This window comes from Phenylobacterium sp., assembly GCF_030693625.1.
Taxonomy (GTDB): domain Bacteria; phylum Pseudomonadota; class Alphaproteobacteria; order Caulobacterales; family Caulobacteraceae; genus Phenylobacterium; species Phenylobacterium ferrooxidans.
Genome location: NZ_JAUYAF010000051.1, coordinates 1 through 14,870 on the forward strand (window position 1 = coordinate 1; position 14,870 = coordinate 14,870).

Sequence of the window (14,870 nt, forward strand, 5' to 3'; positions counted from 1 at the left end):
CACGATCGTGGCGGTCCAACGCCGCCAGCGCACCTTCTCCTTGGCGAGGACGACGGCGACCAGGACCGAGAACAGCGGCTGCGAGAAGGCGATCGCCGTCGCATCGGCCAGCGGCAGCATCGACACGGCATAGAAGCCCAGCACCATCGAGGCGGTGCCCATGACAGTGCGCCAGAAATGGCCGGCGAGGCGCTTGGAGTGCCAGGGCTTCACCTGGCCGGCCACGATGATGGGCAGCAGCAGGACGAGGCCGATGACGGCGCGGAAGAAGGCAGTCTGGACGCTGTCGATCTGTTCCGACAGCAGCCGGATCATGACGCCGGTGGACGTGAAGATGAATCCGCCGCTGACCAGCCACAACGCACCCTGCACGTTCGGCGGCAGACGTCGCAGCCAGGCGAGCATAGATCTTCCGCCCTTCAGATCTTGCGATCATGGCCGGCCCAGTAGGGCGCGCGCAGGTCCTTCTTCAGCACCTTGCCGACCGGACTTCGGGGAAGGACCGCGATGAAGTCGACCGACGTGGGTGCCTTCACGCCGCCGAGCTTCTCCTTGGCGAGATGGATCAGCTCGTCGGCCGCCACGGCGGCGCCGGGCTTCAGCTCGACCACCGCCTTCACCGCCTCGCCCCACTTCTCGTCAGGCACGCCGATCACAGCGCAGTCCTGCACGGCGGGATGGCTCCACAGCACCTGCTCGACCTCGCTCGGGAAGACGTTGAAACCGCCGGAGATGATCATGTCCTTCTTGCGGTCCATGAGCGTCAGGAAGCCGTCGGCGTCGAACACGCCGACGTCGCCCGTGCGGATGTAGCGAAGGCCTTCGGGCGAGTACCACTCGGCCTCGGAGGTCTTGCCCGGCTGGTTATGGTAGCCGACCATCATGGCGCCCGAGCGGCCGACGACCTCGCCGATCTTGCCCTGGGGCACCTCCTTGAGGTCCTCGTCGATCAGGCGGATGTCGTGGCCCGGCAGGGGCCGGCCGACGGTGTGCAGCTTGTCGGGGAACTCGTGGGCCGCCAGGCCGCAGGAGCCGCCGCCCTCGGTCATGCCGTAATATTCGATCAAGCCGCCGGGCCAGCGCTTCAGCACGTCGGCCTTCAGGGCCGCGGCGAAGGGGGCGCTGGTGGAGAACTTCATCACGTAGCTGGAGAGGTCGTAGCTGTCGAAGTCCGGCCGCTCCATCAGCCGGCGGTACTGCACCGGCACCAACATGGCGTGGGTGGCGCGGTATTGCTGGGAGAGCTTCAGGAACTGCTCGGCGTCGAACTTGGGCATCAGCACCGCCGTGCCGCCGTTGGAGAGGGTGGGCAGGTAGGAGACGAGCGTGGTGTTCGAATAGAGCGGGGTGGAGATCATGGTCACCGCGTCCTCGCGATAGACCCCGCGCCGGATCTGGCCCCAGCGCATCTGATGCGGCTGGACGATGCCCTTGGGCGTGCCGGTGGTGCCCGACGAATAGATGATGTTGAAGGCCTGTTGCGGGGTGACGGTCACCGGCTTGGGCTTGGAGCCTTCGGGGGCCAGCCATTGCGTCAGGGGGATACCGGCGTCGGAGCCGTCCAGGGCGACCCGCTGGGCGGTGATCTGGTCGGCGACGCCGGCCAGCGCGTCAGACACGCCCTTGTCGAGGAAGAAGACCTTGGCCCCGCAGTCCTTCAGCATCCCCACCAGGCCTTCGGGGGTGGAGGACGGGGCCAGGGGCGCGACGGCGGCGCCGGCCCGCAGGATGCCGAAGAAGGTCGCGCCATATTCCACCGAGCTGGTGGCGCAGACCGCGGCGACGCCCTGGTTCTCAACGCCCTCGCGCTGAAGCGCCGTGGCCATGCGATCCATGAAGGCGTCGAGCTGGCCGTAGGTCATGGTGGATTTGGCGTCCACCAGGGCGTGCTTGTCGGCCCGTTCCTTGGCCTGCTGCCCGATCACCTCGGCCAGCGTCCCGAAATCCTGGCTCAGCATCTGTTCGACAGACATCGACGGCTCCCTACCCAAGGCTCAAATTTTGTCGGGCCGTCATAGCCACAAGGCCCCGGCTCCGCCAATCGAATATGGCGCTTGCCGAGACGATCTTCCGCGAGGGAAAATGGTGGCGACCCCGCAGCATAGGCGGGGCGCCTCGCCCGGAATTCAATCGGGTCGATTTCATTTGGGACGACACATAATTATGGCCGACGAGATGATTTCCCTCGGCGCGAAGCTCAAGGCCTTCGCGCAATCCCAGCCCGACGCTCCGGCGGTGAGCTGCGGCGATGTCACCCTCTCCTATTCCCAGTTCCACAGGCTGACCAACCGCGCCGCCCGCGGCCTGCTGGCCTATGGGGTCAAGCACGGCGACCTGGTGACGCTGGGCCTGCCCAACTCCACCGACTTCGCCGTCGCCTGCTGGGCCATGTGGAAGATCGGCGCGACGCCGCAGCCGGTGGCCTTCCGCCTGCCCCAGGCCGAGCTGGAGGCCATCATGGAGCTGGCCAAGACCCCGGTGGTGATCGCCGAGTTCGAGGCCAAGATCGACCGGCCGCTGCTGAAGGTTTCCGACCTGCTGGCCAAGAGCGATGACGACAGCGACCTGCCCGACGCCACCTCGCCGGTCTCCAAGGCCCCCACTTCAGGGGGGTCAACCGGCCGCCCCAAGCTGATCCTGGCCGGCCAGCCCGGCGTGACCACCAAGGAGACGCCGGCGGTGGGCGGCTGGCAGCTGACGCCTGAGTCCATCGCCGTCCTGCCCGCGCCGCTCTATCACAACGCCGGCTTCGGCATGATGATGAGCGTGCTGAACCTGGGCGCGCACCTGATCGTCCTGCCGCGCTTCGATCCCGAGGGCACGCTGGCGGAGATCGAGAAGCGCCGCGCCACCTGGATCTACATGGTGCCCACCATGATGAACCGGATCTGGCATCTGCCGGAGGAGGTGCGGACCAAGTACGACCTGAGCTCGCTGAAGACCCTCTGGCACCTGGCGGCGCCCTGCCCGCCCTGGCTGAAGGAGGCCTTCATCCTCTGGCTGGGCGGCGAGGTGATCCAGGAGCTCTATGCCGGCACCGAGGCCCAGGCCTCCACCGTCATCTCCGGCACCGAGTGGATGGAACACCGGGGCTCGGTGGGCAAGGTGCGCATGGGCGAGATGGTGGCCTTCGACGACGACGGCAATCCGCTTCCGCCCCGCGAGATCGGCGAGATCTACATGCGCCGGCCCGAGGGCATGGCGCCCAGCTACAAGTACCTGGGCGCGACGGCCAAGGTGCTGCCGGGCGGCTGGGAGAGCCTGGGGGACATCGGCTGGTTTGACGAGGACGGCTATCTCTACCTGGCCGACCGGCGCACCGACATGATCCTGGTGGGGGGCTCCAACGTCTATCCCGCCGAGATCGAGGCCGCGCTGGAGGAGCATGACAGTGTTCAATCCTGTGCGGTGATCGGCATTCCGGACGACGACCTGGGCAACAAGATCCACGCCATCGTTCAGACGCGGGGGCCTGGCGACGAGGCGGCCCTGCGCGAGCACCTGAAATCGAAACTCGTCACCTACAAGCAGCCGCGAACCTACGAGTTCGTGGACGAGCCCCTGCGCGACGACGCCGGCAAGGTGCGGCGCACCGCCCTGCGCGACGTCCGCATCGCCAAGCTGAAGGACCAGCAGCCGGCCTGAGGCTTCGCAAGCGCGCGGACCCGTCGGCCCTCTCGCCGACGGGCCGAGGTTTGCGCTTGGCGCGCCTGAGGGCTAAGCCAACCGCCATTCATGAAAAGACGAATTTGAGGAAGGGGATCGATGAGTATTAAGGGCAAGGCCTACATCATGGGGGCCTATGAGCACCCCACCCGGGATGCTCCCGACAAGTCGACGCCGCAGCTGCACGCCGAGTGCGCCAAGGGCGCCCTGGCCGACGCGGGCCTCACCAAGGACGACATCGACGGCTACTTCTGCGCCGGCGACGCACCGGGCTTCGGCGGCATGTCCATGGTCGACTATATGGGCCTCAAGAACGTCCGCCACATGGACTCCACCGAGACCGGCGGCTCGTCCTACCTGCTGCACGTCGGCCACGCGGCCCAGGCGATCGCTGCGGGCAAGTGCACCGTGGCGCTCATCACCCTGGCCGGCCGTCCCCGCCAGAACAAGTTCTTCCCCGGCGGCGGCGGCGGCCGTCCCGGCCAGCTCACGGACGGCGCGCCGGAAGCCGGCTTCGAGAACATCTACGGCGGCTCGACCCACAACACCTACGGCATGTGCGCCATGCGCCACATGTACGAGTACGGCACCACCAGCGAGCAGCTGGCCTGGATCAAGGTCGCCGCCAGCCACCACGCCCAGTACAATGAGCACGCCTTCCTGAAGGACGTGGTCACCGTCGAGCAGGTGGTGAACTCCCGCATGATCGCCGACCCGCTGCACCTGCTGGACTGCTGCGTCGTCACCGACGGCGGCGGCGCCCTGATCGTCACCAGCCCGGAAGTCGCCAAGAGCCTGAAGCGGCCCCTGGTGAAGGTGATCGGCGCAGGCGAGGCCCCCAAGGGGCCGCGCGGCGGCAAGGACCTGGATCTCACCCACTCCGGCGCCCTGTGGTCGGGGCCCATCGCCTTCGAGGAGGCGGGCGTCACGCCGCAGGACATGAAGTACGCCTCGATCTACGACAGCTTCACCATCACGGTGTTGATGCAGCTCGAGGACCTGGGCTTCTGCAAGAAGGGCGAGGGCGGCAAGTTCGTCTCCGACGGCAACCTGATCTCCGGTGTCGGCAAGCTGCCCTTCAACACCGACGGCGGCGGGCTGTGCAACAACCACCCCACCAACCGCGGCGGCATCACCAAGGTGATCGAGGCGGTGCGCCAGCTGCGTGGCGAGGCCCACCCCAAGGTCCAGGTTCCCAATTGCGACCTGGCGCTCGCCCACGGCACGGGCGGATCGCTTGGCACCCGCCACGGCGCGGGCACCGTCATCATGGAACGGGAGGCGTAAGATGAGCCAAGCCCAAGACAAGCCGGCCGAGGGCCGCAAGATCCCGGCCCCGGCCGTGACCATCGAGAGCAAGCCCTTCTGGGACGCCGCCGAACAGGGCAAGTTCCTGATCAAGCGCTGCAACGCCTGCAACGAACCGCACTGGTATCCGCGCGCGCTCTGCCCCTTCTGCTTCTCCGACGACACCGTCTGGGAAGAGAGCCCGGGCGAAGGGGTGATCTACACCTACTCCACCATGCACCGCTCGCCGACCGGCCCCTACGCGATCGGCTATGTCACCCTCAATGAGGGCCCGGCGGTGCTGACCAACTTCGTGGACTGCGACCTCTCCAAGCTGGCCATCGGCCAGAAGGTGAAGGTGAAGTTCCAGGCCACCGAGGGCGGTCCGCCCGTCCCGGTGTTCTCGCCGGTCTAGGCGCAAGAGATGCTCCCCCTCTGGGGGAGCTGTCAGCGAAGCTGACTGAGGGGGACTTTGACTCTTGTTTTGGGGTCAAAGATGTCGCCTACGGCGATCCCCCTCCGTCAGCCGGCTGCGCCGCCTGCCACCTCCCCCACATCGCCCTGCGGCCCCGGGGGAGGATCTTGGCGCCCTACTCCGTCTTCAGCCCCATCTCGGCGGTCACCTCGGCGGTGTCCTGTCCCAGGCGCGGGGCGTGGCGGCGGATGTTGGAGGGCGAACCGGTGAAGCGCACCGGCGGCTTCATGGCGTTGTAGGGCCCCGAATGCGGGTGGTCGTAGCGCTCGAAGAAGCCCACGGCCTTCAGGTGCGGGTCGTCGGGCAGATCGTCCAGCCGGGCGGTCTTGACGATGGGGATGGAGAGCGGCTTCAGCAGGTCCAGCCATTCCTGGGTGGTCTTGGTTTGGGTGACTTCGCCCACCAGGCCGTAGAGCTCGCCGATGTGCTTGGCCCGTGTCGCGTAGTCCGAGAAGCGGGGATCCTTGCCGAAGGTCTCGGCCATGCCGGCGGCGGCGAAGAACTGGTCCCACTGCTTGTCGGTATAGGGCAGCAGGCCGATGTAGCCGTCCTTGGTCTGGTAGGGTTTGCGGTTGGGATTGGCCACCCGCTGGTAGGCCCACTGGCCGGTTGGCGGCTCGAAGGTGTGGTCGTAGAGGTGCTCCACCAGGTTGAAGCTGGTGACGCATTCCAGCATCGGCACCTCGATGAACTGGCCCTGACCGGTGCGTTCCTTGTGCAGCAGCCCGGCGGTTATGGCCTGACACATGAACAGGCCCGAGACCTTGTCGGCCACCAGGGTCGGCAGGATGCGCGGCGTGGGGTTGCCGTCAGTGCGGGGCAGCAGGTCGGCCAGGCCCGAGGCCGACTGGATCAGGTCGTCATAGGCGGGCTCCCCGGCATAAGGCCCGTCAGAGCCATAACCCGCAGCGTGAACATAGACGACGTCAGGCCGCAGGGCCTTCACGTCCTCATAGGCCAGGCCCAGGCGCTTCAAACCCTCGTAGCGCACCGAGACCGCGAAGACGTCGCAGCTCTTGATCAAGGCCTCCAGCAGGGGACGCGAAGCCGGGTCGCGCATGTCCATCAGCACCGAGCGCTTGTTGCGGTTGATGGTCAGGAAGATGGGGCCGAGGTCGCGCGGGGTTCCCTCGGGCACGTGGCCAGCCCAGCGCATGATGTCGCCGCCGTCGCCCCGGCCCGAGCCGGGGTCCTCCAGCTTGATGACCTCCGCGCCCTGGTCGCCGAGCATCTGGGTGGCGTAGGCGCCGAACACCACGCTGGTCAGGTCCAGGATGCGGATGCCCGCCAGGGGGCCGGTGGCCTTGTCCGCAAGTTGCTTGGTGTCGGTCACGTCGATGCTCCCCGTCGGTTCTTAGGCCCTGGAAGATCATTGAAGCCGGGGTGGACGCAAGGGGTCACGCCGGGGCGCTGGGCCAAGGAATTTTCACCGGGTGCTTGCCGTCCGGCGCGGCAACCCGGCTAAATCGCGCCAAGGCCGGATCAACAGGCATTGAGGGCGGACGCATGGACTTCGAACTTTCCGAAGAGCACCGGATGCTCAAGGACCTGGCGCAGAAGTTCGTCCGCGACGAGCTGATGCCGCTGGAGAGCGCGGTCCTGGCGCGGGAGGCCTCAGGTCACGGCGTCGGCCTGACCAAGGCGGAGCGCGAGAAGATCGACGTGGTCTCCAAGCGCCTGGGCCTCTGGGGGCTGGACGCGCCGGAGGACGTGGGCGGTTCGGACCTGCCGCAGGTGGCCCTGGTGGCCGTGAACGAGGCCCTGGGCTCGACGGTCACCCCCTACACCCTGCCGCCGGACTCGCCGAACCTGCGGATGCTGATGGCCACGGTGACCGAACGCCAGCGCGAGGCCTATCTCGCCCCCTATGTGCGCGGCGAGACCATCAGCGCCATCGGCATCTCCGAGCCGGGCGCGGGCGCCGACCCCGCCGGCATGATCACCAAGGCCGTGCGGGACGGCGAAGACTGGATCATTGACGGAAGAAAAATCTGGACGAGCCGGGCCGCCGAAGCCGACTTCACCATCGTCATGGCGGTGACCGACCGGGAGAAGGGCGCGCGGGGCGGGATGAGCGCCTTCCTGGTGGACGGCGACAATCCGGGCTTCAAGGTCCTGCGCAAGATCCCGATGATCGGCGGGGCGACCACCTATGAAGTGGCGCTGGAGGACTGCCGGGTGCCGGGCTGGAAGCTCCTGGGGACTGAGGGCCAGGGGTTCGCGCCGATGCAGGTGCGACTGGGGACCCGGCGGATGGAGATGGCCGCCTGGTGCATCGGCCTGGCGCAGCGGGCCCTGGACATGATGTGCGAGTACGCGCCGCAGCGGGTGACCTTCGGCCAGGCCCTCTCGGACCGCCAGGCCGTGCAGTGGTGGGCGGCCGACGCGGCCATCAAGATCCACGCCGCCCGGCTGATGACCTATGACTGCGCCGCCAAGCTCGACCAGGGCCGCGACGTGCGCAACGAGATTTCCATGGTCAAGGTGTTCGCCACCGAGATGGCCTGGGAGGTCATCGACAACGCCATGCAGTGCTTCGGCGCCATGGGCATGACCAAGGAAATGCCCTTGCAGCTGATGGCCTCGCTGGTACGCAACATGCGGATCTATGACGGCCCCTCCGAAGTCCACCGCATGGTGGTCGCCCGCAACCTGATGGGAACCCGACGATGAGCAGCTATGACCACCTGAAGGTCACCCATGATGGCCACGTGGCGACCGTGGAAATCGACCGCCCGCCCTTCAACCACGTCTCCGTCGAGCTGATGGCCGACCTGGCCGAGGCCCTGGAAACCCTCGACGGCGACGGCAAGACCCGCGCCGTGGTGCTGTGCTCGGCGGGCAAGGCCTTCTGCGCCGGCGCCGACCTGGTGGCCAGCGACGGCATCGCCAGCGGCGGCATGGGCGGCATCGGCAGCCTCTATGACCAGGCTGTGCGGCTCTATTCCATCGAGACCCCGATCGTGGTGGCCGTGCAGGGCGCGGCGGTGGGGGCGGGTCTCGGCCTGGCCCTGGTGGGCGACTTCAGGGTGGCGGCGCCCGAGGCGCGGTTCACCGCCAACTTCGTCAAGCTGGGCTTCCATCCGGGCTTTGGCCTGACCCACACCCTGCCCCGGCTGATCGGTCAGCACCGCGCCAACCTGATGTTCCTGACCGGTCGGCGGGTGAAGCCCGAGGATGCGCTGGCCTGGGGCCTGGTGGACGAGATCGCGCCCCTGGCCGACCTGCGCGCCGCGGCCGGCCGCCTGGCCCAGGAGATCGCCGAGAACGCGCCCCTGGCCGTGGTGGCCACCCGCAAGACGCTGCGCTCTGATCTCGCCGCCGCCGTCCGCGCCCAGACCTTCCACGAGCATGAGCAGCAGACCCTCCTGCGGGTCACCGACGACTATGCCGAGGGCGTGAAGGCGGTGTCCGAACGCCGGGCCGGCAATTTCACCGGCCGCTAGAGGAATGGTCCACCCGCTGGATCGACCAGTGTGGAGCACGTTGAGCACCCGCCAGCGGGCCCTGGCCTTGGGCGATGAGAGGGCCCTGCGCTTCGAGCCGCGCTACAACGTGTTCGGCGCGGCGGCGGATGGGTCGCCGGAGAACCTGGCGGCGCTCGCCGAGTTGATCCCGGCGGATGGGACCCTGTGGGTGGTGGAGGCCGAGCCGTTCACGCCGCCGCCCGGCGTCGTGGTGCGGAAGGCCGCCGTCTGCGCCCAGATGGTCGCCGAGCGCCCCAGGCCGGGCGATCCGGACTTCGCCTTCGAGGACCTGACCGAGGCTGACGCCCCGCAGATGCTGGCCCTGGCCACCCTTACCGAGCCGGGGCCGTTCCTCGAGGCCACCCACCGGCTGGGCGCCTTCGTGGGGATCAAGCAGGACGGGCGGCTGGTGGCCATGGCGGGCGAGCGGATGCGTCCCGACGGCTTCACCGAGGTCAGCGGCGTCTGCACCCATCCCGACCATCGCGGGCGCGGCTACGCCGGGCGGCTGATGCGGGTGGCGGCCGGGCGGATCACAGCCCGCGGCGAGACGCCCTTCCTGCACTCCTACGCCAGCAATCTGGGCGCGATCAGCCTCTATGAGTCGCTGGGCTTCGTGATCCGCCGCGAAGTGACGGCGACGGTGCTGGCGAAAGCCTAGGCGGCCTTGCCGAGCTGCGAGGCCGCGCGGGCCAAGTCCGTGATCCGGCCCCAGTCTCCCGCGCGTACGGCGTCCATCGGCGCGACCCAGGAACCGCCGACGCAGATGACATTGGGCTGGGCCAGGTAGTCGTCGGCGTTCTCCAGGCTGACGCCCCCGGTGGGGCAGAACATAGCCTGGGGGAAGGGGCTGGCGAAGGCCTTGAGCGCGCCCACGCCGCCGACGATGTTGGCGGGGAAGAGCTTGAAGTGGGTGTACCCGGCGCGCAGGCCCCACATCAGTTCGGTGGCGGTGGCGATCCCGGGCAGCAGGGGCACCGGGCCGTCGAAGCCCTCGCCCTCAATCAGGCCGGGGCTGACGCCGAACTTCGCGCCCGCATCGGCCACGGACTGGCGGGCCGAGGCGGTGGTGATGGTGCCGGCGCCCACCACCGCGCCCTCGACCTCACCGGCGATGCGGCGGATGGCTTCAAGGGCGGCCGGGGTGCGCAGGGTGACCTCCAGGGCGTAGAGCCCGCCCGCCACCAGCGCCTTGGCCAGGGGGACCGCGTGGGCCTCTTCCTCGACGATCAGGACCGGGACGACCGGGGCGAGCTTGAGGATGTCCTGCAGGGTCAAAGCCGGTTTCCTTCCAACTGTTTCAGCGCCCGGGCCGAGCCCACCAGCGCTGCGTAGGGATGGACGATCAGGGAGGTGGGGATGTCGCGGGTATAGTCGGAAAGCCGGCCCTTGTCTTCGAACCGGCGGCGGAACTCACCGCTGTTGAGGCGGTCCACCATGCGCGGCGCGATGCCGCCCGAGACATAGACCCCGGCGCGGGCGCCGAAGGTCAGGGCCAGGTCGCCGGCCACCGAACCGAGGATGCCGCAGAAGCGGTCCAGGGTCTCGGCGCAGAGCGGATCGCCCGCCTGGCCGGCGGCGAACACCGCCTTCTCATCCGCCAGGCCGGTCTCGACGCCACGAATATCCCCCAGCGCCTTGTAGAGCTGGAACATGCCGCGGCCGGACAGAACCCGCTCGATGGAGACCCGTCGGTGGATCTTGCGCAGGCGCTCCAGCACCTGGGCCTCCAGCTCGTCATGGGGGGCGAAGGCGGCGTGGCCGCCTTCGGTGGCGATGGGCACGTCGCCCCGCTCCGAGCGGGCGAGCCCCGCGACCCCGAAGCCGGTGCCGGCGCCCAGGACCACGATAGGCGCGCCCTCGGCGCCCTTCATCACCGGCCCCAGAGGCTTGAGATCGTCGGCGCTCAGGGCCGGGGCGGCCATGGCCTGGGCGGCGAAATCGTTGATCAGCCGGGCCGCCTCGAAGGCGAAGGTCCCCACCAGCTCGCCCTCGGAAATCCGCCAGGCGAGGTTGGTGAACTCGATCTCGCCGTCCACCACCGGACCGGCCACCGCCAGGACGGCGCGCGGCGGACAACGACGGCCGACCGTGGTGTCCAGGTACTGGCCGATCACCTCGCCCAGGGAGCCGAAGTCGGCGGCGGGATAGGTCTTCGGATGGCGGATGTGACCGGCGTCGTCCACCAGGGCGAGACGTGCGTTCGTGCCGCCGACGTCGCCGACGAGGCCTGTGTAGCTTGTTTTCATGCGACGTCCCCGAACAGGGTGCAGGCGCCGGCCTCGGCGGGTCCGGCGGCGCGGCGCATGGCGCCGAAGAGCTCACGGCCGTAGCCGAAGCCGGCGGCGGGCTTGGGGGCCCGTGGTCGCGCGGTGAGCTCGGCCGGATCGACGAGGATCTCCAGCACGCCCGCATGGGCGTCGAGGCGCACCCTGTCGCCGGTGCGCACATAGGCCAGGGGGCCTCCAAGGCCCGCCTCCGGCGAGACGTGGATCGCGGCGGGCACCTTGCCCGAGGCGCCGGACATACGGCCGTCGGTGACCAGGGCCACCTTGAACCCCTTGTCCAGGAGGACGCCGAGCACCGGGGTCAGGCTGTGCAGCTCGGGCATGCCGTTGGCCTGGGGGCCCTGGAAGCGGACCACGGCGACGAAGTCGCGGTTCAGTTCGCCGTTCTTGTGGGCCTCCAGCAGGTCGTCCTGATCGTCGAAGACGATCGCCGGGGCCTCGATGATCAAGTGCTCGTCCTTCACCGCCGAGGTCTTGATGACCGCGCGGCCAAGCCCGCCGGCCAGCAGGCGCATCCCGCCCTCGGGCTGGAACGGATCACTGGCGGGCCGCAGGATGTCGAGATTGAGGGACGTGGTGGGGCCTTCGCGCCAGACCAGCTTGCCGTCCTGCAGGAAGGGCTCCTGCTGGTAGCGGCGCAGGCCCTCCCCAGCGACGGTAACCACGTCCTCGTGGGCCAATCCCGCGTCCAGCAGCTCGCGAACCACATAGGCCATGCCGCCGGCGGCGTGGAAGGCGTTCACGTCCTCGCTGCCGTTCGGATAGACCCGCGCCATCAGCGGGGTGACCCGCGACAGTTCGTCGAAGTCGGTCCAGTCGACGATGACCCCGGCGGCCCTCGCCATGGCGACGATGTGCAGGGTGTGGTTCGTCGAACCGCCGGTGGCCAGCAGGCCGACGATGGCGTTGACGATGGACTTCTCATCCACCACCGCCGACATCGGCGCATAGGCGTTGGTCCCGTCGGCGATCTCGATGGCGCGCAGGGGAGCGTGGGCGGTGAGCGCATCGCGCAGGGGCGTATTGGGGGTGACAAAGGCCGCGCCAGGCAGGTGCAGGCCCATCATCTCCATCATCATCTGGTTGGAGTTGGCGGTGCCGTAGAAGGTGCAGGTGCCGGGGCCGTGATAGGACCTCATCTCCATGTCCAGCAACTCGTCGCGGGTGGCCTTGCCCTCGGCATAGAGGCCACGGACCCGGGCCTTGTCGGCGTTCGAGGCCCCGGTGGTCATGGGCCCGCCGGGGACGAAAATCACCGGCAGGTGGCCGAAAGCCAGGGCGCCGATGGTCAGGCCGGGCACGATCTTGTCGCAGATGCCCAGCATCAGGGCCGCGTCGAAGGCGTCGTGGGTGAGAGCCACGGCGGTGGACATGGCGATCACGTCGCGGCTGAACAGCGACAGCTCCATGCCCGGACGGCCCTGGGTGACCCCATCGCACATGGCCGGAACGCCGCCGGCGAACTGGGCCGTGGCGCCCACGGTTTCCGCCGCGGCCTTGATGATCTCAGGGAAGCGCTCCAGCGGCTGATGGGCCGAGAGCATGTCATTGTAGGCCGAGACGATGGCCACGTTCGGCGCGCTGGGATTGCGCATCCGCTGCTTGTCGCCCTCCGGGGAGGCGGCGAAGGCATGGGCCCAGTTGGCGCAGGACAGCTTGGCGCGGCCGGGACCGGCGTGGCGCGCAGCCTCCATTCTCGCCAGGTAGTCGGCGCGGGCCTCGCGGCTGCGCTCGACGATGCGCGCGGTGACGGCGGCGGTGACCGGATGCATGGGGAGTGCTCCTAGACCTACGGCGTCCAGAGGACGCGCACAGGCGCTTTAGACTGTTTGAGGAAGGCGTGCACGGGCAGTCCCGAGCCGTTCTCGACGATGTCGCGCTTCGCCGCGCCGCGGATCAGCACCAGGGCCGAGCGGGCCGCCAGCAAGGCCGGCAAGGTGAGGCTGATGCGGGCCACCGGCGGCGAACCGACGCCGGCCGGAACGCCGATGACGAAGCGGCCGCCGGCCGGGTCCAGACCGGCCGCCATCACCGGACTGCCGGGAATCAGGGAGGCGACGTGGCCATCCTCGCCCATCCCCAGGAACAGCATGTCGAAGGGGGCGAGGGCGCGGAGCTGGGGTTCGGCGATGTCGGCCGCCGCCTCGGGGCTGGGGGTGTTGGCGTAGAGGGGCAGGAAGGTGGCGGCCGCAGCCCGGCCCTGCAGCAGGCGCTCACGGACCAGGCGCTCATTTGAGTCCGGCGACGTCATCGGCAGGAACCGGTCATCGGAAAGGCCCACCGTGACCCGGCCCCAGTCGAGGTCAGCGTCCCGCAGAGCGTCATAGACCGGCGCGGGCGACCGGCCGCCGGTGCCGATCAGGGTGGCGTGGCCGCGCAGGGCCAGGCCCGCCCTCAGGACGTCGGCCGTCGCGGCGGCCGCGGCGGCGGCCAGGGCGGCCTCGTCTGCGAAGGTTTCGATCATCTCCCGCCCATAACGCGGCGCGGCCCGGTCGGATCAGAAAATCTGCGTCGCGCTGCGGAACTTTCTCGCGATCTCGAGGCCTATGTCTTTGCGGATTCTCCTGCACCGCAGAGCGATTCGACTCGCAACAGTCCAAGGATTGCCGCCATGAGAATCGCCCAGGTCCCGCCTCTGTATGAAGCGGTGCCTCCGCGGCTGTACGGCGGCACCGAGCGCGTGGTCTCCCACCTCACGGACGCACTTGTGCAACTGGGTCACGACGTGACCCTGTTCGCCAGCGCCGACGCCCGCACCAAGGCCAAGCTCGTCACCGTCCGCGATCAGGCCATCCGTCTGGATCCGGCGGTCCTGAAGAGCGACCTGGCCGCCCACATGTCGATGCTCTCGGAGGTCCGGCGCCGTGCGGACGATTTCGACGTCATTCACTTCCACACCGACATGGTCCACTTTCCCTTCTTCGAGGACGTGGCGAGCAAGACGATCACCACCCTGCATGGCCGCCTGGACCTGAAGGACCTGGCCGGGGTCTATGAGCGCTGGCCGCAGTATCCCCTGGTCTCCATCAGCGATGACCAGCGCCGGCCCCTGGCCTCGGCGAGTTGGGCCGGTACCGTGCACCACGGTATGACCGCAGACATCTATGAGTTCAGCGCCACGCCCAAGGGCTACCTGGCCTTCCTGGGTCGAATATCACCGGAGAAACGGCCGGACCGGGCCATCGCCATCGCCAAGAGTCTGGGCAAGACCCTCAAGATCGCCGCCAAGGTGGACGCCGCCGACTTGCGCTACTTCCATGACAAGATTGAGCCCTTGATCCTGGGCGATCCGCTGATCGAGTTCGTGGGCGAGATCGGCGACGCCCACAAGTCGGAGTTCCTGGGCGGCGCCGACGCCCTGCTGTTTCCCATCGACTGGCCCGAACCCTTTGGCTTGGTGATGATCGAGGCGATGGCCTGCGGCACGCCGGTTGTGGCGTTTGCCTGCGGCTCCGTGCCCGAGGTGATCGAGCACGGTGTGACGGGCTTCATCGTGCGCACCGACGGGGAAGCCGTGCATGCGGCCCGCCAGGCCGCCAACCTGGACCGCCGGGAGGTGCGCCGCCAGTTCGAGCTGAAGTACTCCGCGACAGCGATGGCGCGGCGCTATCTCAACCTCTACGCCCGGCTGGGCGCGCCGCTCAGCCAGGCCTTCGCCGTCGCCGCAACCGCCTGAGGCAAGAACAG

Annotated in this window: 14 protein-coding genes; 7 read left to right on the top strand and 7 right to left on the bottom strand. The window is 68.7% G+C overall.

The window, feature by feature from the left end:
- Together Q8N10_RS10455 and Q8N10_RS10460 are read right to left on the bottom strand one after the other, a co-directional pair.
- The coding region (locus tag Q8N10_RS10455) for a DMT family transporter (RefSeq protein ID WP_305663918.1) at positions 1–405 on the bottom strand (405 nt) is incomplete at its 3' end.
- A 14-nt stretch (positions 406–419) separates the two neighbouring features.
- The gene (locus Q8N10_RS10460; protein ID WP_305663919.1) at positions 420–1,973 is read right to left on the bottom strand and encodes a class I adenylate-forming enzyme family protein; all 1,554 of its coding nucleotides are present in this window, start codon (positions 1,971–1,973) and stop codon (positions 420–422) included.
- Between the two features lie 190 nt (positions 1,974–2,163).
- Here Q8N10_RS10460 and Q8N10_RS10465 point away from each other — a divergent pair, with 190 nt between their 5' ends.
- The 3 genes from Q8N10_RS10465 to Q8N10_RS10475 all read left to right on the top strand — a co-directional run bounded on the left by Q8N10_RS10465 (position 2,164) and on the right by Q8N10_RS10475 (position 5,368).
- Positions 2,164–3,645: an AMP-binding protein gene (locus tag Q8N10_RS10465; RefSeq protein WP_304775179.1), complete on the top strand. Its 1,482-nt coding sequence runs from the start codon at positions 2,164–2,166 to the stop codon at positions 3,643–3,645.
- Positions 3,646–3,765: 120 nt separating this feature from the next.
- Positions 3,766–4,953, top strand: a complete 1,188-nt coding sequence (locus Q8N10_RS10470; RefSeq protein ID WP_304775182.1) for a thiolase domain-containing protein — start codon at positions 3,766–3,768, stop codon at positions 4,951–4,953.
- A gap of 1 nt (position 4,954) precedes the next feature.
- Entirely contained in the window at positions 4,955–5,368 is a 414-nt protein-coding gene (locus Q8N10_RS10475) for a Zn-ribbon domain-containing OB-fold protein (RefSeq protein WP_304775184.1), read from the top strand.
- Between the two features lie 175 nt (positions 5,369–5,543).
- On the opposite strand, the gene Q8N10_RS10480 is transcribed toward Q8N10_RS10475, so the two are convergent.
- The gene (locus Q8N10_RS10480) at positions 5,544–6,761 is read right to left on the bottom strand and encodes a CaiB/BaiF CoA-transferase family protein (protein WP_304775186.1); all 1,218 of its coding nucleotides are present in this window, start codon (positions 6,759–6,761) and stop codon (positions 5,544–5,546) included.
- Positions 6,762–6,934: 173 nt separating this feature from the next.
- Between Q8N10_RS10480 and Q8N10_RS10485 the strand changes: the two genes are divergently transcribed.
- From Q8N10_RS10485 to Q8N10_RS10495, 3 genes are read left to right on the top strand one after another with little or no spacing between them, the layout of a single operon-like run.
- The gene (locus Q8N10_RS10485) at positions 6,935–8,101 is read left to right on the top strand and encodes an acyl-CoA dehydrogenase family protein (protein ID WP_304775188.1); all 1,167 of its coding nucleotides are present in this window, start codon (positions 6,935–6,937) and stop codon (positions 8,099–8,101) included.
- Positions 8,098–8,874 carry an enoyl-CoA hydratase/isomerase family protein gene (locus Q8N10_RS10490; protein ID WP_304775190.1) on the top strand — a complete coding sequence of 259 codons (777 nt, stop codon included), beginning with the start codon at positions 8,098–8,100 and terminating at the stop codon, positions 8,872–8,874. Before Q8N10_RS10485 ends, Q8N10_RS10490 begins: the two co-directional genes overlap by 4 nt.
- A 40-nt stretch (positions 8,875–8,914) precedes the next feature.
- Positions 8,915–9,556 carry a GNAT family N-acetyltransferase gene (locus Q8N10_RS10495; RefSeq protein ID WP_370690169.1) on the top strand — a complete coding sequence of 214 codons (642 nt, stop codon included), beginning with the start codon at positions 8,915–8,917 and terminating at the stop codon, positions 9,554–9,556.
- Here Q8N10_RS10495 and eda read toward each other — a convergent pair.
- From eda to pgl, 4 genes are read right to left on the bottom strand one after another with little or no spacing between them, the layout of a single operon-like run.
- The gene (eda, locus tag Q8N10_RS10500; RefSeq protein WP_304775193.1) at positions 9,553–10,173 is read right to left on the bottom strand and encodes a bifunctional 4-hydroxy-2-oxoglutarate aldolase/2-dehydro-3-deoxy-phosphogluconate aldolase; all 621 of its coding nucleotides are present in this window, start codon (positions 10,171–10,173) and stop codon (positions 9,553–9,555) included. The genes Q8N10_RS10495 and eda overlap by 4 nt on opposite strands.
- Complete coding sequence (gene glk / locus Q8N10_RS10505; RefSeq protein ID WP_304775196.1) at positions 10,170–11,144, bottom strand: glucokinase; 975 nt, start codon at positions 11,142–11,144, stop codon at positions 10,170–10,172. The genes eda and glk overlap by 4 nt, the downstream gene beginning before the upstream one ends.
- On the bottom strand, positions 11,141–12,955 hold the full coding sequence (gene edd, locus Q8N10_RS10510) for a phosphogluconate dehydratase (RefSeq protein WP_304775198.1): 1,815 nt from the start codon (positions 12,953–12,955) through the stop codon (positions 11,141–11,143). The genes glk and edd overlap by 4 nt, the downstream gene beginning before the upstream one ends.
- 17 nt (positions 12,956–12,972) lie before the next feature.
- On the bottom strand, positions 12,973–13,647 hold the full coding sequence (gene pgl / locus Q8N10_RS10515) for a 6-phosphogluconolactonase (RefSeq protein ID WP_304775200.1): 675 nt from the start codon (positions 13,645–13,647) through the stop codon (positions 12,973–12,975).
- Between the two features lie 147 nt (positions 13,648–13,794).
- On the opposite strand from pgl, the gene Q8N10_RS10520 reads away from it, so the two are divergent.
- A complete protein-coding gene (locus Q8N10_RS10520) occupies positions 13,795–14,859 on the top strand; it encodes a glycosyltransferase family 4 protein (protein ID WP_304775202.1) in 1,065 nt (354 codons plus the stop codon).
- The last annotated feature ends 11 nt before the right edge of the window (positions 14,860–14,870 follow it).

What these genes read in the sequence shown, in the direction of transcription:
- Q8N10_RS10460 (WP_305663919.1), bottom strand. Translation starts at nt 1,973, where the DNA reads ATGTCTGTCGAACAGATGCTGAGCCAGGATTTCGGGACGCTGGCCGAG.
- Q8N10_RS10465 (WP_304775179.1), top strand. Translation starts at nt 2,164, where the DNA reads ATGGCCGACGAGATGATTTCCCTCGGCGCGAAGCTCAAGGCCTTCGCG.
- Q8N10_RS10470 (WP_304775182.1), top strand. Translation starts at nt 3,766, where the DNA reads ATGAGTATTAAGGGCAAGGCCTACATCATGGGGGCCTATGAGCACCCC.
- Q8N10_RS10475 (WP_304775184.1), top strand. Translation starts at nt 4,955, where the DNA reads ATGAGCCAAGCCCAAGACAAGCCGGCCGAGGGCCGCAAGATCCCGGCC.
- Q8N10_RS10485 (WP_304775188.1), top strand. Translation starts at nt 6,935, where the DNA reads ATGGACTTCGAACTTTCCGAAGAGCACCGGATGCTCAAGGACCTGGCG.
- Q8N10_RS10490 (WP_304775190.1), top strand. Translation starts at nt 8,098, where the DNA reads ATGAGCAGCTATGACCACCTGAAGGTCACCCATGATGGCCACGTGGCG.
- glk (WP_304775196.1), bottom strand. Translation starts at nt 11,144, where the DNA reads ATGAAAACAAGCTACACAGGCCTCGTCGGCGACGTCGGCGGCACGAAC.
- edd (WP_304775198.1), bottom strand. Translation starts at nt 12,955, where the DNA reads ATGCATCCGGTCACCGCCGCCGTCACCGCGCGCATCGTCGAGCGCAGC.
- pgl (WP_304775200.1), bottom strand. Translation starts at nt 13,647, where the DNA reads ATGATCGAAACCTTCGCAGACGAGGCCGCCCTGGCCGCCGCCGCGGCC.
- Q8N10_RS10520 (WP_304775202.1), top strand. Translation starts at nt 13,795, where the DNA reads ATGAGAATCGCCCAGGTCCCGCCTCTGTATGAAGCGGTGCCTCCGCGG.